The organism is bacterium (genome assembly GCA_022616075.1).
Taxonomy (GTDB): domain Bacteria; phylum Acidobacteriota; class HRBIN11; order JAKEFK01; family JAKEFK01; genus JAKEFK01.
In genome coordinates this window covers 1-25,003 of record JAKEFK010000266.1, presented here as the reverse complement: position 1 = coordinate 25,003, position 25,003 = coordinate 1, and the positions used below count along the sequence as shown (strand labels likewise).

Sequence of the window (25,003 nt, the reverse complement as noted above, 5' to 3'; positions counted from 1 at the left end):
TAGCGCGGGCGTCCCGCCTGCGTTACGTATTTTCAGGAGATAAGACGGAATGGGTTTCTGATTTGTGACACCAAGTAGCGCGGACGCCCGTTCCCCGCCAACCGCGGGCGTCCCGCCTGCGCTACTTTGCCTACAATTCTTTTTTTAATCGAGCCACTATCGTTTTCAAAACCTTGATCCGTGCGTACCATTTGTCATTAGCTTCCACAATAGTCCAGGGGGCCTGAACGGTGCTGGTCTTGAGAAGCATTTCTTCAGCGGCTTGTTCGTAGTCTTCCCATTTCCCGCGATTGCGCCAGTCCTCTTCTGTAAGTTTCCATGATTTGTAATGAGTGCGTTCGCGTTCCTTGAAGCGTTTGAGTTGTTCTTCCTGAGTGATATTCATCCAAAATTTCATCAGGATCGTTCCGAAGCCGGTCAATTGTTTTTCAAACTGATTCAATTCGCTATAGGCACGTTTCCATTCCGCTTCGGAGCAAAAGCGTTCCACGCGTTCGACTAGCACTCTTCCGTACCAGGACCGATCCAAAATGGCGATCTCGCCTTTAGCAGGAAGGCGGCGCCAAAAGCGGTACAGATAGTGGCGAGCTTTGTCGTCTCCCTGCGGCGCCGAAATCGGCCATACGGCGTATCCGCGCGGGTCCAGTTTGGCGGTGAGCCGCTTGATTGTTCCTCCCTTGCCGGAAGCATCCCATCCTTCGAACAGAATGACAACGGATTTCTTTTGTAGATATACCTGATAGCCAAGCAAATGAATCTGATTCTGTAGCTTGTCCAGTTGAGCGGAATACGCCTTACGAGAGAGACGTAGTTTCTGGTTCAATTTTTCAAGCATGCGCGCGTGTTTTCGATTTCAAACGCTTGCTGAAAGCCTGGACCAAGGATTCGTAGATTTTGATGCGCGTAAAGTACTTGTCGGTTGCTTCTACGATCGTCCAGGGAGCGTAATCCATGTCGGTTCTGGCAAGCATCTCTTCTACGGCTTTCAGATGCTTCTTGTAGGATTTATTTTGAAAAGCATCCTCTTCCGATACTTGCCATGATGTCAATTTTTTCTTCATCAGTTCCTTCAGTCGTTTCTTCTGTTCTTTTTTGCTGATGTGCAGCCAGAGTTTTACGATTGCAGTTCCGCTGTTTGCCAGTTGCTCTTCGAAGTCGTTGATATCCTGATAGGCGGTTTCCCATTCGCGTTTGGTCACGGTTTTCATCAATCGATCTGTTAGAACGCGGCGATACCAGGATTGATCGAAGATCATCATCTGACCTGAAACAGGTATCTTCAGCCAGAAGCGCCAGAGCCAAGGGTACTGCGTCTCGAAGGTTCGTGGCGGCATGATAGGGACGACACGAAAACCCCGCGCATCGAGGCGTTCGGTCAGGAGTGTGATGGTGCTTCCTTTGCCGGAAGTCGCCCATCCTTCGAATACGACAACGCTTGGGATGCCGGAGTGAAACATCGTATGGACCTGTCCATACAATTGTTCCTGAAGCTCAGGCAATCTTCGTTTGTATTCCTCTTTGGAAACAGAGAGAGTCAGATCTACGTGCTCAAGCATCCTTTTTTACCGCAGAGAACGCCGAGAGCGCAGAGTTAAAGAAGAATCTATTTTTTCTCTGCGTCCTTTGCGTTCTCTGCGGTAAATCTTTTTTCAAGTTCTTCGATTTTGGTTTTGAGTGCTTGCAGATCGCGGAGCATTTCGGGAAGGCGATTAAAGACGGCGCTCGACTTCAGCCAGGAGCGATTATCAATGGCTGGATATCCAGAGATGAAACTATTCTCTTTCACAGAGTTTGGAATGCCGGTTTGAGCCGTTGCAATTACGTTATCCCCAATCTCGAGATGTCCTGCCACTCCTACTTGACCGGAAAGAATCACATTCTTTCCGATGATGGTGCTTCCAGCTAAACCCACCTGCGCGCAAAGAATCGAATCTTCTCCCACATCGTTCGAGTGTCCGATCTGAACCAGGTTATCGATTTTTGTGCCTCTGCGAATCCTCGTTTCACCGACCGCCGGACGGTCAATCGTTGAATTGGCTCCAATTTCTACGGAATCTTCAATCACGATCTTTCCGGTTTGAATAATCTTGTAATGACTTCCATTTTCAGCTTTTGCAAATCCAAATCCTTCGCTGCCAATGACCGCACCATTCTTGATTACCACGCCGTTTCCAATCTCAACATTCTCCCGAATGGAAACGTTGGAATGAATGACGCAATCATCACCGATCTTCGCTCCCTGGTAGATTGTCGTATTGGGAAACACGTAGCAGCGGTTGCCGATTTCTACAGAATCATCGATGTAAACGAACGGTCCGATGTAGACATCCTTTCCGATCACGGCTGTAGGAGCGACGTAGGCTTGCGAAGAAATGAACGGCGCCGGTCTGTAAGGCTTGTAGAAAAGTTCTAGTGCTTTCGCGTATGTTAAGTATGGATTGGCATGTCTCAGAACGTTTTTACCGTTACAATCGGTGTTGAAATCGGTGATGATGGCTCCAGCCTGTGTCGATTTTAGTTTGGATAGATACTTCCGGTTGGCCAGAAAAGTCAGCATCTGAGGTCCGGCTGTTTCAATCTTATCAACACCCAGAATTTCAGTGCTCGGATTCCCTTCGAGCTTACATTCGAGCTTCTCTGCAATTTCACCTAATCTCATAACTCTTTCAAACCGCCGAGGCGCCAAGGTCGCCAAGAAAAAATCTATCTTTTTAAGTCTTGGCGTTCTTGGCGTCTTGGCGGTAAAAACATTATAGCATCGAGGGGCCCGGCCCTTTGGGGGCGAAGAAGCCGCTCGGGAAAAACTGATTTACCTTCTCTAAAATGTATTCGTTTACTTCGCGCGCCGTAGCCAGAGCGAGACAATGTTCCAGCACTTCTCGCGCATCCGAATAGTCTACGGAACGGATCATATGTTTGATCAGAGGAACAGAAACAGGATTCATGGAAAGTTCATCGAGCCCCAGACCAAGAAGCACAATCAAATTCTGAGGATCGGAAGCAACTTCACCGCATAACCCGACTTTCACTCCGACTTCATGAGCTTTATCCACGACGTATTTCATGATCCGGATCACAGCAGGATGCAGCGGATCGTAAAGATAAGACAGATGATCATTGTTCCGGTCGATTGCCAGGAGATACTGAATGAGATCATTTGTGCCGAGACTGAAAAAGTCGACTTCCTGTGCCAGCAAGTCGGCGGACAGAGCAGCCGAAGGAACCTCAATCATAATTCCGATGGAGATGTTCTCATTAAATTCTATTTTTTGCAGCCGCAATTCTTCTTTTGATTCCTCTAAGATTGCCTTCGTTTCGCGGAGTTCGCTCAAGCCGGAAATCATCGGGAACATAATCTTGAGCCGCCCATAAATGCTGGCGCGCAAGAGGGCGCGGAGTTGCGTTTTGAACATTTCTTTTCTTTGCAGGCAGAATCGAATTCCACGGATACCCAGAGCCGGATTCGGTTCATGATTCATTCCCATGGCGGGCGTGAATTTTTCCGCCCCGAGATCCGCAGTTCGAACAATAGCGGAATAAGGATAAACTTTTTCTGCTAATTTTCGGTAAACCACAAAATGTTCCTCTTCCGATGGAAGACGGTCCGGGTTTGATAAGTACAGAAACTCGGAGCGATAGATACCGATTCCGTGCGCCCCGGATCGAATTGCCGCTTCGAGCTCCTCCGGCAGTTCGATGTTTGCCTGCACCACAACTTTTCGCCCATCTTTCGTCATGGCAGGCAATTCTCTTTGCGTCAGCATGACCCGGGAATGTTCTTCGTAGTAATTCTTTTTGTTTTGATACTCTCGCAGCTGCGTGGTCGCCGGATCTACGATGACAATTCCTTCGTAACCATCGATGATCACGATTTCTCCCGACTTCGCGATGTCGTCGATGCCGGAGATACCTGTGACAGCCGGTACTTTTAAGGATCGCGCAATAATCGCAGTATGGCTTGTTTTGCCCCCAATCTGTGTTACGAAGCCGACGACCCTCGTATTTTGTAGTTCTACAATATCCGAAGGAGTCATCTGATACGACAAGATCACCGCGTCTTCATCAACTTGTGTCAGGTCATGAACATTAATGTGAGCCAGATTCGCCATAACCCTGTGAATAACATCCTCGACATCCGTCACGCGCTCCCTGAAGTATTCGTCTTTCATGTTTTCAAAGATGGTTGTCCATTGTTCGGCTGTCTCATTCAATGCCCATTCGGCATTCACTTTTTCTTTGCGGATCAAATCAATTGTGTTTTCGACAAGCAGCTTGTCAGAGAGCATCAACAGCTGCGAATCCATAATGTAGCCGTGTTCTTTGCCCAGACGATCGCTTAGTTGCTCTTTTAACAACGTAATTTGCGCCGTCGCTTTCTGGATCGCTTCTTTCAGACGCTGGATTTCGGATTCGACTTGCTGCTCTTCCAGGTCGATCCGGTACACAGCAACATCCTGCTTCTCCAGCAGCAGACTCTTCCCGATTGCAATCCCTGGTGAGATCGGTGTTCCCTTATACGTATTCTTCTTCACTATTCCCCTTCGTCAAATTTCCGGTTGATTAGATCGATAAGCACATCCATTGCTTCCTGTTCATCCTCTCCCTCAGTGATGATCGTCAGCAGAGAGCCCTGATGCGCCGCAAGCACCAGAACGCCCAGAATGCTCTTTCCATCGCTCTGCTGTCCGTCACGGCCGAGCAGAATCTTCGATTTGTATTTTGCAGCCAATTGCACAAGCTTGGATGCGGCGCGAGCGTGTAATCCTTTCTTATTTGTGATCTCAACGTCCTGCGTAATCATTATCTGCCTTTTTACAAGCGGGTAAACAAAGTAGCGCTGGCGTCCCGCCTGCGGAGCTCAGCGCAGACGAGACGTCTGCGCTACTTTGTTATTTATGCAAAGAAAGAATCTCACTCGCAAGATAAATGCTTTTTTTGCCCTGTTCATGAATGAGATGAGCGAGCTCCTTGAGTTTGTGCCGTTCTCCTACGTTCATGATTTTGATCAGCATCGGAAGATTTACACCGGTTATGATTTCCACTTTATCAGATAAAAAAGACAAACTGATATTGGAAGGCGTGCCCCCGAACATATCGGTCAGGATCAAAACTCCGTCACCTTGATCCACCTTGGCGATTGCCGTTGAAATGATTTTCTGAATGTCCGCCATGTCATCATTCCAGCCGACACTGATCGGAACCAGGTGATCGATGCCTTTTCCTACGATGATTTTCGTCGTTTCCAGCAGTTCCTGAGCGAGCCTGCCATGCGTGACGATTAAGATGCCAACCATTGTCTTACTCCTTATTCATATCTCTATGCTTACAGCGGACCATGTGCCCCTTTTCTTTCAATAGTTTTTCCAGATAATCGGCAATTGCCACAGACCGGTGCTTCCCGCCTGTGCAGCCTATCGAAAGCGTCAAATAGGATTTTCCTTCCCGTACAAATTTGGGCAACAAGAAAAATAGAAGGTCCGCCAGCTTCTCCCGAAACTGCATCCATTCTTCATTTTCAAAAACATATTCCTGGACCCTTGCATCGAGTCCCGTCTTGTTCTTCAGATCCTGAACAAAAAAAGGATTGGGAAGAAAACGAACGTCAAAAAGAATATCACTGTTAAAAGGGATTCCGTATTTGTAGCCGAAGCTGATCAACGAGATGATCAGAGGCTTCGCTTCGGCGGACGGCGAGTAGATCTTGTTGATGTGTTCGCGAAGCTCGTGAATGGTCAGATTCGATGTGTCAATGATTATGTCCGCCATGTCACGAAGGGCGCGAAGACGCTCCCGTTCTTCGACGATTCCTTGCAAAACCGGCCGGTCGAACGCAAGCGGATGAGGCCGTCGCGTTTCACTGAATCGCCGCACAAGTACTTCATCGGAAGCTTCCAGAAAAAGGATGGAGAAGTCATAGCCTTCCGCCTTCATGCTGTGATAAATTTCGGGGAAATCATAAATGAAATCTCGCTCGCGAATATCCATTGTCATGGCTACCCGTCGAATTTCTGCTCCTGGTTTCGTGCATAGCTGGACAAAGGTGGGAATGAGCTTTGCGGGCAGATTGTCCACGCAAAAGTATCCGAGGTCCTCGAAACACTTGTTCACGCCGCTTTTCCCTGATCCGGACAGACCTGTAATGATCAGGAATTGGGTCGGATTCTGAGGTTCCACCATTTGTTATATTCTAACCGCCAAGGCGCCAAAGTCCGCCAAGAGATAATCATAGTTCTATCTTGGCTTCTTGGCGTCCTGGCGGTTAAATTACTTGATTTTGGGCCCCGCGATCTCGTCGATCTTTTGTACGAGGTCCCCTGGAGGCGTTGTAGCCTTGCGAGCGAAGCAGGTAATTCCGAGAAGCTACTTCAATTAAGATAGCAATATTTCGTCCCGGCGCAACCGGCATCCGTATCAGTGGCGGATCTTTCTAACCCGAGCATCAGATTTACCTCGGTAGCCAATTGCCACAAGTTCTCATTTTCAGCGAGTGTGGTTGACATAATCCAAGAAAAGTTAAAGATAGAACCAGTACGATATCAGTGGCAACCTTACTCCTCAGTTTTCCATGCAAATCAAAATGAACTTTGGATACCCGTCATTGATAGAAAAAACGATCAGCATGGAGTCGCGTACCTGGGCGAACAATAGTTTAGTTTTGAAAAATTGATGACCAGGCAATCGCTTTGGTATTTTTTAACAATGGCTATTGTGTCAGTATTCCCCATCGCTTTAGCATTTTCCGATTCGAGTGTAATTTATGCAATTTCTCACGTGATCAAGGAGCCGTTCGGATACATGTAAAGAATCACGGCGATCGAACGATCACATTACACCGCTTTCTTGTAGTTTTTCTTGACTCGCAAGGAAACAGTATCGACGAACAGGATGTTCGGTGTAATGAAGATTGCACGCTACTACCACTTGAAAAGAAAGAGTTCGGGCCGTTCACTCCTCCTCCAGGTACAGATCGTATTAAGGTTCGTGATTTTGAATACACATAGGGAACTTCCTATTCTTGGCGTCTTGGCGGTTAAATTACTTGATTTTGGGGCCCGCGATCTCGTCGATCTTTTGTACAAGGTCCCTGGAGGCGTTGTAGCCTTGCGAGCGGAGCAGGTAATTCCGGGAAGCTACTTCAATTAAAATAGCAATATTTCGTCCCGGCGCAACCGGCATCCGTATCAGTGGTAGGTCGAACCCGAGGATTTCATAGCGGTTCTCTTCCAGCCCCAGCCGGTCGTACTCGACATCCGGCTTCCATCGTTCCAGCGATATCACCAGCTCAACTTTCTTGTTCAAGCTGATGGCTGAAATACCGAAGAGATCCCGGATGTTGATCACACCAAGACCACGGAGCTCCATATGATACCGGATCAAATCGGGAGCCGTTCCGATCACGATCGTGTCCGTTGTCTTTTTGATGATGACGATGTCATCCGAGATCAGGCGATGACCGCGCACGATCAGATCCAGCGCGCACTCGCTTTTTCCAATGCTGCTCTCTCCGATTAACAGAACTCCCAGACCGAAAATATCGAGCAGATCGCCGTGCAAATAAGTCCTGGGCGCAAGCATGTCCGAAAGAAAGGTCGTCATCTTTTCGATGCAAACCGAAGTAACGTGAGGAGTTACCATCAAGGGAATCTGATGCTTCTCTGCTTCCAGCAGGATTTCTTCGGTCGGTTGCATTCCTCTTGTGATGATGAAACAGGCAACATCCACGGAACAAAGTTGATGGAGTACGTCGCGCCGTTTCTCCGGTTCCATCTGGCGTAGGAAGGCGAGCTCGCTCTCACCTAGAATCTGGACGCGTCCCGGACGAACATACTCAGTAAATCCCGTAAGAGCGAGGCCGGGTTTCTGAATTTTTGGGAAGTTGATTCTCTTGCTGAGTCCCTGTTTCCCGGTGATCAGCTGAAGATTCAGGTGGGTTGCTTTTTCGGAAAGTAGCTCCGATACATGAATATAAGGGCGGTCAATGTTTTGAACTTGCATACTATGAACCGCCAAGGCGCCGAGTCCGCCAAGGAATAATTATGTCTTTGTTTCTGCAAACTTGGCGTCTTGGCGGTTGAACTTGCATTTATTTTACTAAGGTACTCTCTTCTTCGCGAATCAAATCTACAAGTTCTTTTTTCCCGGGTCTCTTCTGAAGTTGTGCCATGAAATTCGTGGATTTGAGTAGCCGTGATAGAGCGGCCAGCGCCCGCAGATGAAGCACGGAAGAACTGGCCGGTGAAAGCACAAGAAAGAAGAAGAATGTTTTGTTTCCATCAATCGCTTTAAAATCGACTCCGGAAGAGGAATACCCGACGGCTAGAATTACTTCATTCAGACTTTCGACTTTGCAGTGAGGAATTGCTACGCCATTTCCAATACCGGTGCTTTCCTGATTCTCACGCTGAAGCAAACGGTCATAGAGTACATCAGGGTTAGAAAATTTTCCCGCATCGCGGATCGACTGAGCGAACGACCGCAAAATGTCTGCGACATTCGTTCCCTTTAAGTCGGGAAAAATCAAATCTTCCGTGATAACTTCCGACAACTTCATACTATTTCTAGCTCATTTTGAACAGAAGATCGCAAAGATCGCGAAGTCAAAATTTCTATTTCTTTGCGTCCTTTGCGTACTTCTGTTCAAAAATTTGTCCGTCTTTGGCTAAATTTCTATTTCTTTGCGTCCTTTGCGTACTTCTGTTCAAAAATTTGTCCGTCTTTGGCTAAATTTCTGAATCTACCAAACCGTAGTTTCCATCCTTTCGTCTGAACAGGACGAAAATTCGATCGTTCCCTGTATCGCGATAAATCAGGAATTCCACTTTCAAGGATTCCATTTGCAGAACAGCTTCATCCTGGGACATCGGCTTGACATCCTGTTTCCGGCTGCGGATTACCCGGGGAGGAGCCAATTTCTCGGACGTCGCCATATTTTGCACAAGCTTGGTTCCCTTCGTGGGAGCCAAACGCTTGCGACCGATCATTTTTTCTTTGTGCCGCTTGACTTGTTTTTGCACCTTATCAACGACAGCATGAATCGATTTATAAATATCCGGAGTAGATTGAACCGCTGTAAACCGCGCGTTGCGGTCATGAACCAGCAGCTCGGCTTTGTAAAGATGTTTGCTCTGAGCCATCGTTAACGTCACGTTAATCAGCTCGTCCAAAGATTCAATCTTCTTTAGCTTTTCACGCGCAAATTTCTTAATCTGTTCTGAAAGCTCAAAACCACGACTCGTAAAATTAACGTTCATATCAAACCTCGATCTCTATTGTCTGCAGACCCCGGAAGGAGAGGGTTATCTTTTTGTTTACAACCCCCTCCTAATCTCCCCCTTGATAAGGGGGGAGGAATCACAGTGGTGACCTCTCCGCAAGTGAATCTCTTGAATGTTATTTCATTGCGAGATAACAGATCGCCTCTGGTGGGAAGCCGGTATCTTCATGTCTTCTCTATATTTTGCAACTGTTCTTCGCGAGATTTTAAGTCCCTCCCTTTGAAAAGCAGACGTGATTTCGGAATCACTGAGAGGCTTTAGTTGATCCTCGGATTCAATCATCTTACGAATTTTTTCTTTAATGGAAAGTGAACTGATGTCTACGCCACGGGAATTTGATAAAGAGCTGTGAAAAAAGAATTTCATTTCATACACACCCTGGGGAGTATGCATGTATTTATTTGTGACCGCGCGCGAGACGGTCGATTCGTGCATTCCGATATCATCAGCCACGGTTTTGAGGATCAGCGGTTTGAGAAACTGCGTTCCGTAATCAAGAAAACCCCTTTGATGGCGCACAATACTTTCCGCAACTTTATAGATCGTTTTCTGCCGTTGATCGATACTTTTGATCAACCACAACGCCGATTTAATTTTGTCTTTGATATAGTTTACGGTTTCTTCCGGAGTTCCTTTTTCTTCGAGCATTCTTCTGTACAAAGGATTGATGCGCAATCTGGGGATGCCATCGTCATCGAGAAGAATTTTGTATTCTCCATCCATTTTCACCACATAGACATCCGGAGTGACGTACTGTGGAGCAGAGGAGCTGTATTTCAGTCCGGGAACCGGATCGAAATGCTTGATTGCTTCCATCCATTTCTGTACTTCCGGCAAAGAACATTTTAGACGGCGGGAGATTTCCTGGTAATTATGATTTCGTAAAAGATCCAGCATCTCCCGGATCATAATCTCCACCGGTGTTCCCGCGAACCCGTAGTAAATAGTTTGAATCAGGAGGCATTCCTGTAAATCGCGCGCGCCTACCCCTACCGGATCCAGCTCCTGAACGAACTTCAAGGTCCGTTCCACATCCAGAAGCTCAAAGGGACCTGCTTGAGCGATTTCTTCAATGGAACTTTGCAGATAACCCTTATCATCGAGATTTCCGATAATTTCATTGGCAATAGAAAGGTCCGGCTCCGGCGGGTTTAACACGCCAAGCTGCCATTCCAGATGATCCGTTAGCGTGGTCTGTGTGGCTAACGTGTTTTCAAAGGAAGGATATTCGGTGATTTCTCTTGGAACATTCGGATTGTAGCTGAGATCGAAGTAGTCACGAAAAAAAGCTTCGTAATCGAAGGTATCTTCTACCTTTCGATCATTTTCAATGTTTGTATTTTCTTCCGCGATCTCCATTTCTTTTTCGGCATCGTACTCTTCATCTTCTACAGTGGTAACCTGTTCCTCAAGAATCGGATTGACCTGCATTTCTTGTGCCAGGTAATTTTGGAGTTCGAGTCGCGCGAGCGGGAGGAGTTTGATGGCTTGCTGCAGAGACGGAGTCATGTGCAGCCGGGGGCCAATCTTCAAATGGAGCTTTTGCTGAATCGACATAGAACCTAATACAGTTTAAACGATTCTCCCAAGTAAATCTTCTTCACCTCGGGATCGTTTGACAGATCGAGCGGTGAACCGGCCCGGAAGATTTCCCCGTTATTTATGATATAAGCCCGATCCGTTATTTTCAAGGTTTCGCGGACGTTGTGATCCGTGATCAAAACGCCGATTCCTGAGTCACGTAATTTTGCAACAATCTCCTGAATATCGGCAACCGCGATCGGATCGATTCCGGCAAAAGGCTCATCAAGCAACATGAAACTGGGGGACGTAGCAAGTGCGCGGGCGATTTCAACACGTCGTCTTTCACCACCGGACAGAGTGTAAGCCTTGCTGCTGGAAACGTGTTCTATTCCTAATTCTGCGAGCAAACTGAAAGTTCGTTCGCGGCGCTCCTTTCTTGTGTAGTTCATGGTTTCCAGAATGGCCATGATATTTTCGTACACGGTTAGTTTTCGAAAGACAGAGGGTTCCTGTGGTAAATAACTGATTCCTTGCCTCGCGCGCAGATACATGGGCAAATCGGTGATGTCCATGTCATTCAACAGAACGTAGCCCGAGTCCGGCGAAGTGAGGCCCACCACCATGTAGAATGTGGTGGTTTTGCCTGCGCCGTTGGGACCAAGGAGTCCAACAACTTCCCCCTGGAACAGCTGAAGTGCTACATCGCGGACGACAACTCGCCCTTTATAGCTTTTGGTTAGGTTTTCGGTCTTTAGAACCTGCATCCGGAACTTTCTTGCTGGGGGATTTTGGTGACGCTAATGGATTGCTTGCCGTTTCTAACATCTCAAGCGTCGTTGTGGCCCGGCCGTCCTCCTGACCGTCGATGAGGATTCTACCATCCGCTAAAAAGAGGGTCAACACATGACCGAGAATGTCCGCTTTTCCAGGCTCCGAAAGTTTCGGATTCCCTTCCAGAATTAACCTTCTATCGCCTGCAAAGAATGTTGCCATTTTGCCGCTTCCTCTTTTTTGCTCCGTCTGAATTGTCACTTTCCCTTGGGCGTAAAGCCGGTCAAACTCAGAGGACTTTTCCTTCAGATAAAAATCAGCTTTTTCTGAATTGATTTTTGTGGACGGAGTAATGACCTTCACATCCTTTTCAAAATGAATGATCCGATCCTTTTCCACGTAGTTCATAATTGCAGCATCCACCGAAATCGGACCATCCTGCCCCTTTTCCGGTGTCACCATTAGCTTGTTTTCCTCTTCAGCGGAAGCAGTTTCGGCAGCTTTCTTTTTTTCCTTCTTTATCGCTTTAGTGACTTCTTCTGCGACTCCCTCTTTCTGATTGTAGAAAATTGTGTGGACTTTATCATAGGCGGACAAAGTTTTTTCTTTGTCATTGATCGTCATTTTGGCGGCGGTGATGACGTTTTTTTCCTGCCACAGTTTGGCTTTGCCTGTATACACGGCTTCCGACTTGTTGGAGTCCCAATCCATTTTTTCTGCGCTGATGTAGACCGGCTGATTGGAAGGAGAGGCAAAGGGAAACGTTGTCGGTGTTTTCCCTTCTTTTTTTACAAATTCGCTTTTAACGTTTCCATCCGCGTGTATAGCGGAGGTTTGTTCGTACAGGAACATTTTTTCGGAGGTGATGTTCAGAGAAGTGTCTTGAATCTGCGGCGAACCGATCAAATCCGTTTTCCCTTCTTTCCCGTAATAAATGGCTCGCTCACTGGAGACAGTGCGTTCATTTTGCACGTGTTTGAACTCGCCGTTGAAATGGATTTCCTTCACATCACCCGTCGCAGGGACGAAAGTTGCATTCAGATCCCTGCAATAAATTGTTTGAGGGGAACCGGTTCTCCTGGCAGGTCCGGCCGGTTGCACCGTCACGGAGACGTTGTCCGAAGCATGAAATTCTTCCATATCTCCGGCGCCATTGAAGGACGCATCAAACCGGTCTCCTTTGATGATTCGGTGTTCAAAAGGTTTGTTTCTTTTATCGAAAGTGTGCAGAACAAAGGTGCAATTTCCGGTTGAGTGAAAGGAACGGATGGTGCTTCCATCTTCGAAAAAGAATAGTTCCACCTGATCGGCGTCCAGATCTTTGCCGGAAGTTTCGTCCGCAGTAAATACATTGGACATCCTGGGCGCCTGAATAGGGAGCACAGGCGTAGGGAGCGCAGGCGTCACGCCTGCATTATGGACCGCGGGCGTCTCGCCCGCCTTCTGCTTCCCCTTCCCCGGCCTTGCAAACTTAATTTTCACATTGTTGCGCGCAACGATCTTTTCTACATCATTGTCGCTGGCCTTGAAGCTCACTTCTATCCGGTCCGCATGAATCCAATCACGGCCTTGAGTGACTTCCACATTTTCATCGAAATAGGCAAAACCATTTTTGCGATCTACCGCTCCACGCATTCCGGTAACCAGGATCGGCTGCCGGTTTTCACTTGCTTTATTGATGTATTGAATCTGTGGGTCCTGGGGGAGGACCAGCATTTCTTCTTCAATTTTATACACGAACCCGCGCGCTTTTCCGTTCATCGTTTTCCAGTGAAAACGGGAAGGACTCGAGGTGTGAAACTGACGGAGCCGGCTGTCGTATCTCAATAGATTCGAGGTCACGGTCATGTCGGTCTGCGATTTCACAACCACATCATCAATCACAGTAATGGTGTTGAAATCGCGAGAGATGTTGCATTTCTTGCCGGTAACACGAATCGTTTCTTTTTGATTTTCGTCAAAGAAGATAAACAGCGGCCTTTCAAGCTGCTGGCTCTCGTTTCTAAATTTCTTGTTTCGTTTTGCTTTTACCTGATAAACCTTTAGTCCCTTGTCAAAATGAATGTACTCGATCCCTTTTACTTCATTAGTGACTCTACCCGGAGGGCGCGGAGGATTCACGCCAGAGTCCTTAGTCTCTGTTCGGCCGTAGTTCCAGTAGACGTAAGCGCTAAAGCCGATTAGCCCGACCATAAGCAATCGGGGAATCCACTTCAGGATCGTGAAACTGCGGAGTGCTACTTTTCTTTGCATATTTAATCGTGGATCGTAATCATGATCGTAATCGTAGTCGTAATCCTGAATCGTGATCCAACGAATTAAGATAGAGATTTTCGATCACGATTACGATCACGATCCACGATTATGTTACGCTCTGATGCCCAAGGTGTCCAGAACAGCCGGTTTCTCTCTCCAGTTCTCCTTCACCTTGACGACGAGTTCGATGTAGATTTTGCTTCCCAGGAGATCTTCAATATCCCGGCGGGCCAGAGTGCCTATTTTCCGGATCATTTCTCCCCCTTTGCCGATGATGATCCCTTTTTGTGTGTTTTTTTCGACCCAGATTTCCGCATAAATGGAAATCAATTTTGGTTTCTCCTCAAAAGTAATCACTTGCACGGCGGTGGAATAAGGTATTTCCTGATGAGTAAGCTGAAAAACTTTTTCTCGAACCATTTCAGCTACCAGAACTCGTTCCGGCACTTCGGTCAGATCTTCTTCACCAAACATCGCCTCTCCCTCAGGCAAATGTTTGAAAATGGATTGCCTCAAATCGTCAATATTCTCCTCTTTCGTTGCCGAAACCGGGACAATTTCCAGAAAATCGTAGGCCTTGCTGTAAACGTCCACCATGGGAAAAAGTTTATCTTTTGCGATCAAATCAATTTTGTTGATCACCAGGATCATTGGGGGTTTCTTGGACTTGATGTGTCCCATGATGAAATCATCGACCTGAGCGTCCCGTTCTGCATCGATCACCCAGAGCGCAAGATTTACATTGCTGATGGCATTCAATGCAATACTCACCATTCGCTTATTCATCACTCCAAGAGCTTTATGAATGCCTGGCAGATCCCAAAAAACAACTTGTCCCTCTTTGTTTGTAAGAATCCCGCTAATTCTATTTCGCGTGGTTTGGGGTTTCGATGATACAATGGCCAGCTTTGTTCCGAGCAAAGCGTTAAAAAGCGTAGATTTCCCTACGTTCGGACGTCCTATAAAACTAACAAATCCAAATTTCATCGATTTTTTAATTTTTACGTTTCGGCGACATCTGCATCTTCTGCGGTCGCGGGGATTTCCCGGATGCGAACGCGATGGATCCGACGTTTGTCCGCTTCCAGAATTTCCAGATTCAGGTTCTGGTATTTTACGATCTCGCCCACAAGGGGAATTCTTCCTACAACGGAGAAGATCAAACCGCTGATCGTCTCAAAATCCTCATCGGTAACCTGAACTGCAAAGAGTTCTTCGAGTCTTTCGATCGGAAATTTACCGGTAACGACATAGGCGCCATCTCGTTCGCGATGCCCTTCGTCAGGCGCTTCATCAAACTCGTCTCCGATCTCGCCCACGATCTCTTCCAGCAGGTCCTCTAAAGTCACAAGTCCGGAGGTGCCGCCGTATTCATCAATGACGATCGCCATTTGTGCGTGGGCTTCCCGGAACTCCCGCAACAAAGTGAAAACCTTTTTTGTTTCAGGAACAAATTGAGCCGGACGCATGATCGTATCCACCGTGGAATTTTTTTCAGTTTCCGGAATCCTGATAACAAAATCCATGACTCCGACAATTCCAACAATATTGTCCACTCGCTCCTTATACACAGGAACTCTGCTGAAGTTGTGTTCCTTAAAGAACTGGTGGAGCTCATCCAGTGTGGCTGAAGCTGAAATGGTTACCATATCCACACGCGGGGTCATGACTTCACGCACAGTTGTGGTCTCAATGGTGCTAACCGCTTTGATAATGTCTCCCTTGAATTCCTGAGATTCCACCTGCTCCAGCTCACCGTTCGTCTTTTTTTCTTCTTCTTGTGGCTCATGGCGGAGCACAGGAGAAGAAAGTTTATCGATAACCCATAAGGCCGGATAAAGAACATAACTGATGGCCTGAACCGAAATCCTGAAAATCTTGTATGCCGCAGGTTTTGCAAACCAGTTCGGCAAAAGATAAAGTAACGGGATTATGAAAAACACGGCAGCGATGGCGGCAACAAGATGAAACTGTGTTGCCCTTTGAAACAGCAGGAGCACCACCGGCAACGCAAAAATCAGCCTGCACAGTTGCAAAACTGCAAGCAGCTTCTCTTCACTTTCAAAAAGGGTGGAAAGGGGACTGAGTTTGTAGGATTCCGTTCTCCGTTCTAAAGGGAGTGTGATCGTCGCGAGTAGATCATGAGTGATGACCGAGAAACTCAAATACGCATAAAAACAGACAACAAAGAGAAAAACATACCAGACGGCTTGAATGAGTTCTATCATTACAGCGTTGCTTTCCGAAGCTTGCGCTCGACACGTTCCATCTGTCCATCATCGACTTCGTGATCGTACCCGAGTAAGTGTAAAACTCCATGCAAGAGCAGGATTTTAAGTTCTTTCTGGATTGTGTGCCCTTTTTCATGGGCCTGAATCGCTGTTCTTTCCATGGAAATCAAAATATCCCCCAGATAAAAAGTGTGCCGCCGGCTTCCCTTCGAGAGCTCTTCCTGTATTTCATTCACAGGAAAAGACAACACATCCGTGGGGTAATCCTTTTGCCGGTACTCCCTATTATAACAACGCATTTGCTGATCATTCAAAAGCACGACGCTAACCTCAGCAGGCACCGTGCCGTCAATCGCCATACGAAGATCTGCTTGTGGTGCGGGCGATTCGCCCGCCAGCCACGATAGTGCACGGTCATTTTTTTGCGGACGAGTCGTCCGCACCACATTTTTCAAAAATCTCGGCGGCGGGACGCCTCCAGTACAAATTTCTTTCCACGCTCTGCGTAGGTAGTTGCGTAGTGAAGCCGGATTAATTCGCCATTTTCTCTGAAAAGTCTTGAGATTCACCTGAAGATTTGGTCGTATCATCTTTATTGAATTCGTAACCCGGATAGGCAATTCGGTGGTGGAAAACGCTTTCCAGTTTGCGCACAAAGGCATCCGCAATCAAGTTGAGATCCTTCATCGTGAGGTTCGATTCATCCAACTGGCCATCTTCGAAAATGGCCCGGAAGAGCGTATTGACCATGTTCCGGATGCGCGCGGGACTTGGATCGGTCAGGGTACGTGACGCCGCTTCAGTCGCGTCTGCCAGCATCAGAATGGCCCCCTCTTTCGTTTGAGGTTTCGGCCCCGGATAACGGTAATCTTCCTCTTTTACTTCTTCGATCTCCGGGTTTTCCATGTCTTTTGCTTTTTTATAAAAGTATGTGATGAGGCGCGTTCCGTGATGCTGCGGGATCATATCGGCGATTTCGGATGGAAGACGGAGCATCTTTGCGACTTCCTGTCCTTCTTTGACATGGTTGATGATGACGAGTGCGCTCATGCGTGGGTTGAGCGTGTCATGCTTATTGAATTCACGCTGGTTTTCCACATAATATTCGGACTTTCGGATTTTGCCGATGTCATGATAAAGAGCGGCGACGCGTAAGAACAGCGGATTGGCGCCCACTTTCTCGGCCGCAGCTTCGGCGATTGTTCCCATCACGATGCTGTGATGGTAGGTGCCGGGTGCTTCGAGCGCCAGTTGGCGCAGCACCGGAAGATCGAGGTTGCTGAGTTCCAGAAGTTTGATATCGGTCGTGATGTTGAACCACCACTCAAACAACGGCGAAAGAACGGAAGCCACTGCAGCGGAAAGCATTGCAGAGATAAAAGTGCACAGAGCGTGAAACAGGATTTCGCTCCACACAAGTGGTGATTCTTGCAGAAGATGAATCGTAAATACCGTTAACAAATTCGCAAGCCAGATCCAGAAACAACTTCGAAGTAATGCCGACCGCTGATAATAGCGTTTGATCGTGAAAGCCGCCACGATGCCGCTCACCAGACAGTAGAAAGCAAGATAGAAATCTCCTCTGGTCAAAATTCCCACCAGAATTGCAAAAACAAGAGAGTAGATTGTAGCAATCTGTTTATCGGTAAGGATCGATAGTAGAAGAGCTCCGATCGCAAAAGGGATGGCCACCTGATAAGGCAGCATTTGGCTGAGCGGACCAAAAGAAAAGACCACGGAGAGCGAAGAAGCAACAAAAAATCCCAGCTTAACGAGCAGCATGTGAACGAGCAAAATCAATCCACACATCTGAAACAAGGCTTTGTTGCGAAGTTTGATTTCCGACCACTGATGAACGTTCAAGTACTTTTTCAGCGAGATTAGATAAATGGAAAGAAGAATCAGGATTCCGATGGAATAACGGATTGGCGGCCCGGGCTGCACCGCGTCACGAATCGCGTTCAGCTGCGTTTGAATGGCAGGAGTGACCTCTTCCCCATCCCTGACAATGACTTTTCCTTTTTTGATCTGATAGAAAACAGGTTCTGCATTGTCTTCGGCGGCCTGCCTTCGGGACTGGCTTTCAGCGCTGTTGTAGTAAATCGTAGGAACGAGCAAGGAATTCAACAAATTCAAGTGATGTTCGAAATTCACGTTGTGGTTCCAGGCATCTCTTTGCAGCTCCGTGATCATGATTTCCTGCATGCTGATAAGATCCTGGACCGATGTTACGGGCAGATCTTCTTCCTTGTTGGTCCCCCTGTTTCGGATGGTGAGTCCTTTCGGAGCGGTTTCGAACAAAATTTCCCGGCTCGTTACAATGTATTGCGACATCGCTTTCTTGAGATGTTCGCTCAAATATTTTTCGAGACGCTCGTTGTTCTCATTCTTCATTACTTCTTCCACAAACGCGGGGTCTACGGAGATTTTCCACTGCGACTGAATGTCTTCCGCAATTTTTTGAGAATTGCTTCTGACATTGGCGCGCTGCTGGTTCCGCAAATACACGAAAATCTCGTGTAGACGCGATACGGAAGAGTTGGCAAGATTCGCTTCATAATCGTAAACGGGAAGCACTTTCTGTTGTTCTTCTTTTCTCTTCTTTTCAGTAGTGCGTAAGTCCGGAATCTGAATGTCTCTGGGTGCGCGGACGGTGCTGTGGGCGATGTCACCAACGTTGTATTCAGGGATAGGCGTTTCGGAGCGCGTGCCGAATAAAAGCAGCAATACAAAAAGGAAAAGTAAACCCCACCAGAAATCTTTGTCCCGCAGCACTTTCGAAACTTGTTGCCTGATCCTGATTGCGGTGTTTTCAGTTTCCGGCGGATTGAATATCTTTATCTTGTGTTTCATGAATTAGTGCCACAGTAATGAGTCATGAGCAATGAGACCCTCAACACGGACTCATCACTCATTACTCATTGCTTTGAACTTCTTCAGATGCTCTCCACAGGATCCAGGGTTACCGGTGCAGTCTTTCGCTGACTTCCTGGATAGTCTTCATACGCGCGAATAATCTTTTTGACCAGAGGATGTCGGACAACGTCGTGTTCATTGAAGTACTGAAAGGAAATTTCGTCCACGTGGCTCAAAATGTCAATGGCTTCCCTCAACCCTGAAATTTTCCCCGGCGGCAGGTCAATCTGTGTGATATCGCCGGTAACCACGGCTTTTGAATTGAAACCGAGTCTTGTCAGAAACATTTTCATCTGCTCGGATGTAGTGTTCTGAGCCTCATCCAGAATGACAAAACTATCGTTGAGCGTTCGTCCTCTCATGAATGCAATAGGGGCAATTTCAATGAGTCCTTTTTCAATGAATTTGGAGGCCTTGTCCAGCTCGACCAAATCATACAGGGCATCATAGAGCGGACGCAAATAAGGATTCACCTTCTCGAGCAGGTCCCCAGGCAAAAATCCGAGTTTTTCACCGGCTTCCACTGCGGGCCTCGTTAGGATGATCCTGCTGATGGCGCGATTCGTTAGCGCCGAAAGAGCCATTGCCATCGCAAGATATGTTTTGCCTGTCCCGGCAGGACCGACCGCGAACACGAGATCGTAATTGTGCATTGCTTCAATGTATTTTTTCTGATTGAAGCTCTTTGGAACGACGTGCTTCTTGCTTGAAGGAATGATTCTCTGGCTCAAGAAAAACTGATTGAGATCCACATCTGGATTCTGTTCCATCAGGCTGGCTGCCGTTTTGATGTCGCCGGAAGTGATCGTGTAACCGCTTTGCAAGAGATCCATAAGCTTGCGTATCAGAACCTCGGTATGTTGAACCGATTCTTCCTCGCCTTCGATGAAAATTTCGTTGCCCCGGCCGGACACTCGAACACCGATATACTTTTCCATTGTTTTCAGGTTCTCATCCATTCTTCCGATGAGTGATTCGAAGAACTGCTGCGGAACCTGAATCTTCTTCATCATAATTAGAACTGGTAGGGGCAGGCCTTGTGCCTGCCCGCGCGGGCGACCACGAGGGTCGCCCCTACAAGTACTTCAAAACGGAACATCATCTTCACCCGTACCACTTGTTTCCGGCGGCAGGGTATCGATGGGCGGTTCCCCGCCTGCAGATTCAAGACCAGGTTTGCGTTCGAGCAGGCCAAATTCTGTAGCTTTGATTTCGGTCACATATCGTTTGACACCGTCACGGTCATCGTAGCTTCTGGTCTGCAATTTGCCTTCTACATAAAGATAGGTTCCTTTTTGCAGATATTCCTGACAGAATTCCGCCAGTTTTCCCCATGCGACGATCTTATGCCACTCCGTCCTTTCCTGCTTTTCCCCTGTGTTCGAGGTCCAGTACTCGTTTGTAGCAAGACTGAAATTGGCAACCGGAGCGCCCCCCTGCGTATAACGAACCTCGGGAGCGCGTCCCAGGTGACCAATCAAAATGACTTTGTTAATGGATTTCATCTTTGCCCCCTTTTCATTCCAGGCCAAGCTCCTCAAGCCTTTGTCGTGCTATCTCGGCTTCTTTGGTAGATGGATAGCGCTGGACAATTTGCTGGAGCTCAATAACGCCCTGGCCTTTCTTGCCCAGCGAAAAAAGTGAAAATGCCTTCTTCAATCGTGCTCCTGAAACCCTGTCCGAGTCCGGATAGCTTTTGATGACCTTATCATATTCTGAAACGGCATCTACGTATTCTTTCATTCCATAGTAGGATTCGCCGATCATGAATTGAGCATCATCGGATAGCTTGGAATTCGGAAATTGATCCAGCAAATCCTGAAACCCGCGTAACGCCTGCTCAAATCTTCCCTTTGTGTACTCTCCCATCGCATTTTGATAGACCTGCTGCTCACCAATACCAGCCGCTGTTGGCTGAGGTGGCGCTGGATTGGGATTCTGGCGGGGCTCTTCTACCGGATTAGTAGCACCGGGCGGCATCCCGCCAGCGGCAGGAACCGATAAATCGCGAACACGGCGATTCGTATCCTCTACCTTTTCATGAAGCGCCTGGAGCTCATTCAGAATCTTTTCCAGTTTTGCGTTAAGAGTTGCCTGTACCTGACGCAATTCTTCCGTGGAACCCTGAACACTTTTCACTGTTGCTTCCACAGAAGCGCTGTTGTCTTTTAACTTCTTTTCCAGATCCCAGAACTGCTGTTGAATCTCCAGCAGGTTTCTCTGAATCTGCGCCATGTCTTCTTTGGTGCCTGCGTAAGCAGTCACACCAAAGGCGACAAATAAAAACAGAACCAAAATACGTTTCATAACTTTAATTTAACCGCCAAGTCGCCAGGAACGCCAAGACTTTGGAGTCTATTTCTTGGCGCCTTGGCGTCTTGGCGGTTTCATTCTCAAATAGAAAAGGCGAAACGTTTGTGGGATAGCGACTGAAGCCGCTACTACAAACGTCCCGCCGGTAAATCTTTCAATTACTTTCTAACAGCGACAAAATGCGCTCTCCGGTTTTGCGACCAGGCATCTTCGCCTTGCCCCTGCGCAAACGGACGGCTTTCTCCATAACTGAGAGTACTGAGCCGGTTGTCAGGAATACCCAGTGTAACCAAATAATCCTTTGCGGAGTCGGCTCTTCGTTCTCCGAGAGCCAGATTGTATTCATCCGTGCCGCGTTCATCACAATGTCCTTCAATCAACACTGTAACTGTGCCGCACGTTGGTGATTTCAGCACTCGAGCATTGTTTTGCAACGCCGCTATCTGGTCTTCGCGGATCTCAGATCTGTTGAAATCAAAGAAAACCGGTTGCAGTTGCCTGGTGCATTCTTCAAAAATATCCGCTGTTTGAGGTTCCCCTTCTGTAGGCCTCTCTACAAGAGGCGGCGCCTCACCTGTGGTTGGTGGCGCCGAAGTCTCCGGCATCGGTTCGGGTATGGGCTCTTTCTTCTTGCAACCTGAGTAAACAAACGCTACGGAAAAAATCATCAGAACAATCAGTAAAGCTCGTGCTCTCAACTTCCTCCTCCTTCTATATCTATCTATATCAACTTCGAGTTATTCTCCTGCAGCCCAGGAGGGACTGGTGTTATTACCATCTCGCGTCAATTGACGGAGCTTGGTACCATCATACAACATCGACCAGATCTGGTACTTCCCGGTTCGGTTTGATGCGAATGCAATATGTCTGCTATCAGGAGACCAGCATGGATTCTCGTTGCTTCGTTCACTCTGGGTCAACCGTGTCACCACACTGGTATCCATCTCAACGACATATATATCAAAAATATTACCTGAACGCGAAACATATGCAAGCTTTGATCCGTTTGGAGACCAGGCCGCGGATTCATTATATTCCCCGACGAAGGTAAGCCGTCGCTCGTTGGTTCCATCATTATTCATGATGTAAATCATGGGATTGCCGCTGCGGTCCGACGTAAAAGCGATTTGTCCGCTGGCCGGATTCCACGCCGGAGATGTGTCGATTCCCCTGTGAAACGTGACCTGTTGCGGGTTTCCGCCATTGGCGTTTGCCACATAAATCTCGGCATTTCCGTTGATATTGGACGTAAACGCAATCCGTCCACCGTCGGGCGACCAGGCAGGAGCCGAGTTTAAAGTTCCCTTGGAGAAAAAGGTGTACTTTTTCGCATCATAAATGGAATAGACCACGAGGATCTGCCCGCTCCCTTCCATTGCAATTCGATAGGTGGTGTAAACGACCTTTTTTCCATCAGGGGAAAGCTCCGGTGAAAGATTGATCGCTTTACTTACGGTAATCTGTTTCTGGTTGTAACCGTCATAATCCATGAGCCAGATTTCTCGTGTGGCGCTTCCCCCACGATCCGAAGAAAATGCGATTTTGGAAGTAAAAATTCCGCGCACTCCCCACAACCGGTAAAGGATTTCATCTCCGAACCGGTGAGCAATCTGGCGGATAAATTTGCGATCCCATTTGTAAACCTTTCCCACAATCAAACTCTCGGATTGCAAATCATAAAAACGCGCTTCAACACTGATCTGCGCTGTTGTCGCTCCAACCTTCAACAGCGCAATGTATTTTGCACGCGAAGTTTTCCAAGGCGCAAGATTAACGCTTCCGGTGAATGCCGGATAAGACGAGTTATCTACAATTTCAAAGAGTCCGGAGTAGTCCAAATCCGCTGCCAGCGTGCTTTCCAGCTCATCTGCCGCGGCTCTTGCGTCCGGTGAATCTAAATGGGAGCGCGCAATCAGAACGGGATGCGGTTTGAAGTCAGGACTAAGGATGGTACCAAGATCGATTGGTTTTTCTTGCGAGCGCGAAACTAGCGGAGAAAACACAATAAAAAAAAGAACGATTCGAAGTATTGATTTCATTCAATTTGCTCCGGTTTGAAAAGTCACACGTAACGGCAATTCGGGTTCCGTAAACTGAGTTGGTAAAGGTGGAAAGGGAACGGCCCCGAGAATCGCGCTTTCGCAGGATCGATCCACTGTTACAAGTCCGCTCGTTTCCTGCACCTTCACCTCTCTAACCTGGCCATTCCTTTTGATGATGAAATAAACTACTGTGATGTATTGCTGTTGGTTATTCTCTCCCAAATAGGGTTTTCGCCAGGCCAATTCGATTTTCGTGAAAACGATATCAAGATACCATTGATAGGGAAAGGGAATACCTGTTCCTGTGCCGCCATCCCCCGGGCCTCCCATTCCGATACCAACTCCCGATTTTCCAAGGCCCTTAGTGCCCGACTTGCCTGCATCTTCCCGCTTATCGGTTCCTCTCCCGAATTCGCCTTCCTTTTTTCGGTCCTTAAGCGGCACATTCATAGTTTCTTTGGCTTTCGGTTCATCCTTGGGCTTTTCCTTTGTTTCATCTGGAAACTCAAGTTTCGAAGGAGGTGGTACTTCTTCCTCTGCAGTTAATTTCTTGATGCGATCGGCAGGTGCAGGCTCATCCTGCGTTAATTCCTTTTGCGAGATTTTTCCCTGTTGTCCAATCGCTGAACTGGAAACCCACATCACATTACCGCCTGGTCCCCCTCCGTACGGCTCGGGGTCTCCGCTGGAAATTAAGCCTGGAGCAATGATGAAAATGAGCATTGCCAGCGCATGACCAAACATCGAGACAAAAATCATGATTGGCAGACTCGCCTGTTTGCCCTGGCGCAGTTGTGAATTCTTATAGTTCATTTTCTTTGTACCGCGGGCGTCCCGCCTGCAGATTTCTTCTTTTCACGAGCTGGTTCTGTAACGAGACCGATCGTGGGAACGCCCGAGCGTTTCATCTCATCCATCACCTGCATGATGATTTCATAACGAAGAGTCTTATCGCCACGCAAGAAAATGGCTTTCGGATTCTCCGTGAGAGCGACACGACGTCGAAGGTGATCGCTCAGATCTTCGATCTGAATCTGTACATCTCCGATAAAAATCTTTCCCTCCTTACTAACTGAAACGACGATTCGCTCTTCTTGATCTGCGGATTGTGTAACCGTGCGGGGTAAATCGACATCAATTCCTCTCTGCATCAAGGGAGCTGTCACCATAAATATGATAAGCAAAACAAGAACAACGTCGACAAGCGGAGTGACGTTGATCTCAGCCATCGCGGCTCCGAATTTTCTTCCTGCCGAAAAAGCCATGATTACTTGACCACTAAGTGCTGGCTCTCTACAAAGTTCTGAAGTTCGATCGAAAATTCTTCCATTTCCGATGTCAGGTCGCGGATTTTGTGGATGAAATAGTTGTATCCGATAACTGCAGGTATGGCAGCAGCCAGACCCATGGCGGTGGCAATCAATGCCTCGGCGATCCCGGGGGCAACAATGGAAAGGTCGGTGCTGCGCGCCGCGCCGATCGATTCAAATGCGTTGATGATTCCCCAGACCGTTCCAAACAGACCGATGAAGGGAGTCGCGCTCGCCGTGGTTGCGAGGAACGATAAATTCTTCTCAAGCGCTGATGCCTCGCTGAGCCCTGCCTTGCTTACCGCCCGGTCGATCCTCTCATGAGTGATCGGAGGGGGCATTCCTTTGATCGTGGCAGCGCTGCC

General features: G+C 47.7%; 25 protein-coding genes. All 25 read right to left on the bottom strand.

Going from position 1 to position 25,003, the window contains the following annotated elements; all coding sequences use genetic code 11:
- Positions 1 to 130: 130 nt before the first annotated feature.
- A complete protein-coding gene (locus L0156_22040; GenBank protein MCI0605677.1) occupies positions 131 to 835 on the bottom strand; it encodes a hypothetical protein in 705 nt (234 codons plus the stop codon).
- The gene (locus L0156_22035) at positions 828 to 1,556 is read right to left on the bottom strand and encodes a hypothetical protein (protein MCI0605676.1); all 729 of its coding nucleotides are present in this window, start codon (positions 1,554 to 1,556) and stop codon (positions 828 to 830) included. The genes L0156_22040 and L0156_22035 overlap by 8 nt, the downstream gene beginning before the upstream one ends.
- A 47-nt stretch (positions 1,557 to 1,603) precedes the next feature.
- Positions 1,604 to 2,659: a UDP-3-O-(3-hydroxymyristoyl)glucosamine N-acyltransferase gene (gene lpxD / locus L0156_22030; protein MCI0605675.1), complete on the bottom strand. Its 1,056-nt coding sequence runs from the start codon at positions 2,657 to 2,659 to the stop codon at positions 1,604 to 1,606.
- A 91-nt stretch (positions 2,660 to 2,750) separates the two neighbouring features.
- On the bottom strand, positions 2,751 to 4,532 hold the full coding sequence (gene ptsP / locus L0156_22025) for a phosphoenolpyruvate--protein phosphotransferase (protein ID MCI0605674.1): 1,782 nt from the start codon (positions 4,530 to 4,532) through the stop codon (positions 2,751 to 2,753).
- On the bottom strand, positions 4,532 to 4,801 hold the full coding sequence (locus L0156_22020) for an HPr family phosphocarrier protein (protein ID MCI0605673.1): 270 nt from the start codon (positions 4,799 to 4,801) through the stop codon (positions 4,532 to 4,534). Before L0156_22020 ends, ptsP begins: the two co-directional genes overlap by 1 nt.
- Positions 4,802 to 4,889: 88 nt before the next feature.
- Positions 4,890 to 5,294, bottom strand: coding sequence for a PTS sugar transporter subunit IIA (locus tag L0156_22015; protein ID MCI0605672.1), 405 nt, complete (start codon positions 5,292 to 5,294; stop codon positions 4,890 to 4,892).
- A gap of 4 nt (positions 5,295 to 5,298) precedes the next feature.
- On the bottom strand, positions 5,299 to 6,177 hold the full coding sequence (gene rapZ, locus L0156_22010) for an RNase adapter RapZ (GenBank protein ID MCI0605671.1): 879 nt from the start codon (positions 6,175 to 6,177) through the stop codon (positions 5,299 to 5,301).
- 858 nt (positions 6,178 to 7,035) lie between these two features.
- The gene (hprK, locus tag L0156_22005) at positions 7,036 to 7,995 is read right to left on the bottom strand and encodes an HPr(Ser) kinase/phosphatase (GenBank protein MCI0605670.1); all 960 of its coding nucleotides are present in this window, start codon (positions 7,993 to 7,995) and stop codon (positions 7,036 to 7,038) included.
- 88 nt (positions 7,996 to 8,083) lie between these two features.
- Complete coding sequence (locus L0156_22000) at positions 8,084 to 8,551, bottom strand: PTS sugar transporter subunit IIA (GenBank protein ID MCI0605669.1); 468 nt, start codon at positions 8,549 to 8,551, stop codon at positions 8,084 to 8,086.
- A gap of 169 nt (positions 8,552 to 8,720) precedes the next feature.
- Positions 8,721 to 9,251 carry a ribosome-associated translation inhibitor RaiA gene (gene raiA, locus L0156_21995; GenBank protein MCI0605668.1) on the bottom strand — a complete coding sequence of 177 codons (531 nt, stop codon included), beginning with the start codon at positions 9,249 to 9,251 and terminating at the stop codon, positions 8,721 to 8,723.
- 144 nt (positions 9,252 to 9,395) lie between these two features.
- The gene (gene rpoN, locus L0156_21990) at positions 9,396 to 10,832 is read right to left on the bottom strand and encodes an RNA polymerase factor sigma-54 (GenBank protein MCI0605667.1); all 1,437 of its coding nucleotides are present in this window, start codon (positions 10,830 to 10,832) and stop codon (positions 9,396 to 9,398) included.
- A 5-nt stretch (positions 10,833 to 10,837) separates the two neighbouring features.
- Complete coding sequence (lptB, locus tag L0156_21985; GenBank protein MCI0605666.1) at positions 10,838 to 11,563, bottom strand: LPS export ABC transporter ATP-binding protein; 726 nt, start codon at positions 11,561 to 11,563, stop codon at positions 10,838 to 10,840.
- The gene (gene lptC, locus L0156_21980) at positions 11,523 to 13,823 is read right to left on the bottom strand and encodes an LPS export ABC transporter periplasmic protein LptC (GenBank protein MCI0605665.1); all 2,301 of its coding nucleotides are present in this window, start codon (positions 13,821 to 13,823) and stop codon (positions 11,523 to 11,525) included. Before lptC ends, lptB begins: the two co-directional genes overlap by 41 nt.
- Before the next feature lie 114 nt (positions 13,824 to 13,937).
- A complete protein-coding gene (era, locus tag L0156_21975; GenBank protein ID MCI0605664.1) occupies positions 13,938 to 14,813 on the bottom strand; it encodes a GTPase Era in 876 nt (291 codons plus the stop codon).
- A 14-nt stretch (positions 14,814 to 14,827) separates the two neighbouring features.
- Positions 14,828 to 16,054, bottom strand: a complete 1,227-nt coding sequence (locus tag L0156_21970; protein MCI0605663.1) for a hemolysin family protein — start codon at positions 16,052 to 16,054, stop codon at positions 14,828 to 14,830.
- Positions 16,054 to 16,416, bottom strand: a complete 363-nt coding sequence (ybeY, locus tag L0156_21965) for an rRNA maturation RNase YbeY (protein MCI0605662.1) — start codon at positions 16,414 to 16,416, stop codon at positions 16,054 to 16,056. Before ybeY ends, L0156_21970 begins: the two co-directional genes overlap by 1 nt.
- 172 nt (positions 16,417 to 16,588) lie before the next feature.
- Complete coding sequence (locus L0156_21960) at positions 16,589 to 18,910, bottom strand: HDIG domain-containing protein (protein MCI0605661.1); 2,322 nt, start codon at positions 18,908 to 18,910, stop codon at positions 16,589 to 16,591.
- An 83-nt stretch (positions 18,911 to 18,993) separates the two neighbouring features.
- Positions 18,994 to 19,986 (bottom strand): PhoH family protein, encoded by a 993-nt coding sequence (locus tag L0156_21955; GenBank protein ID MCI0605660.1) that lies wholly within the window; start codon positions 19,984 to 19,986, stop codon positions 18,994 to 18,996.
- Positions 19,987 to 20,058: 72 nt separating this feature from the next.
- Positions 20,059 to 20,478, bottom strand: coding sequence for a single-stranded DNA-binding protein (locus L0156_21950; protein MCI0605659.1), 420 nt, complete (start codon positions 20,476 to 20,478; stop codon positions 20,059 to 20,061).
- A gap of 13 nt (positions 20,479 to 20,491) precedes the next feature.
- The gene (gene ybgF / locus L0156_21945) at positions 20,492 to 21,280 is read right to left on the bottom strand and encodes a tol-pal system protein YbgF (GenBank protein ID MCI0605658.1); all 789 of its coding nucleotides are present in this window, start codon (positions 21,278 to 21,280) and stop codon (positions 20,492 to 20,494) included.
- A gap of 164 nt (positions 21,281 to 21,444) precedes the next feature.
- Positions 21,445 to 21,984: an OmpA family protein gene (locus L0156_21940; GenBank protein MCI0605657.1), complete on the bottom strand. Its 540-nt coding sequence runs from the start codon at positions 21,982 to 21,984 to the stop codon at positions 21,445 to 21,447.
- Between the two features lie 39 nt (positions 21,985 to 22,023).
- Positions 22,024 to 23,325, bottom strand: a complete 1,302-nt coding sequence (gene tolB / locus L0156_21935; protein MCI0605656.1) for a Tol-Pal system beta propeller repeat protein TolB — start codon at positions 23,323 to 23,325, stop codon at positions 22,024 to 22,026.
- Entirely contained in the window at positions 23,326 to 24,141 is an 816-nt protein-coding gene (locus L0156_21930) for a TonB C-terminal domain-containing protein (GenBank protein ID MCI0605655.1), read from the bottom strand.
- Positions 24,138 to 24,593 (bottom strand): biopolymer transporter ExbD, encoded by a 456-nt coding sequence (locus tag L0156_21925; GenBank protein ID MCI0605654.1) that lies wholly within the window; start codon positions 24,591 to 24,593, stop codon positions 24,138 to 24,140. Before L0156_21925 ends, L0156_21930 begins: the two co-directional genes overlap by 4 nt.
- 2 nt (positions 24,594 to 24,595) lie before the next feature.
- Positions 24,596 to 25,003, bottom strand: a 408-nt coding sequence (locus L0156_21920; GenBank protein ID MCI0605653.1) for a MotA/TolQ/ExbB proton channel family protein, incomplete at its 5' end; no start/stop codon positions are given.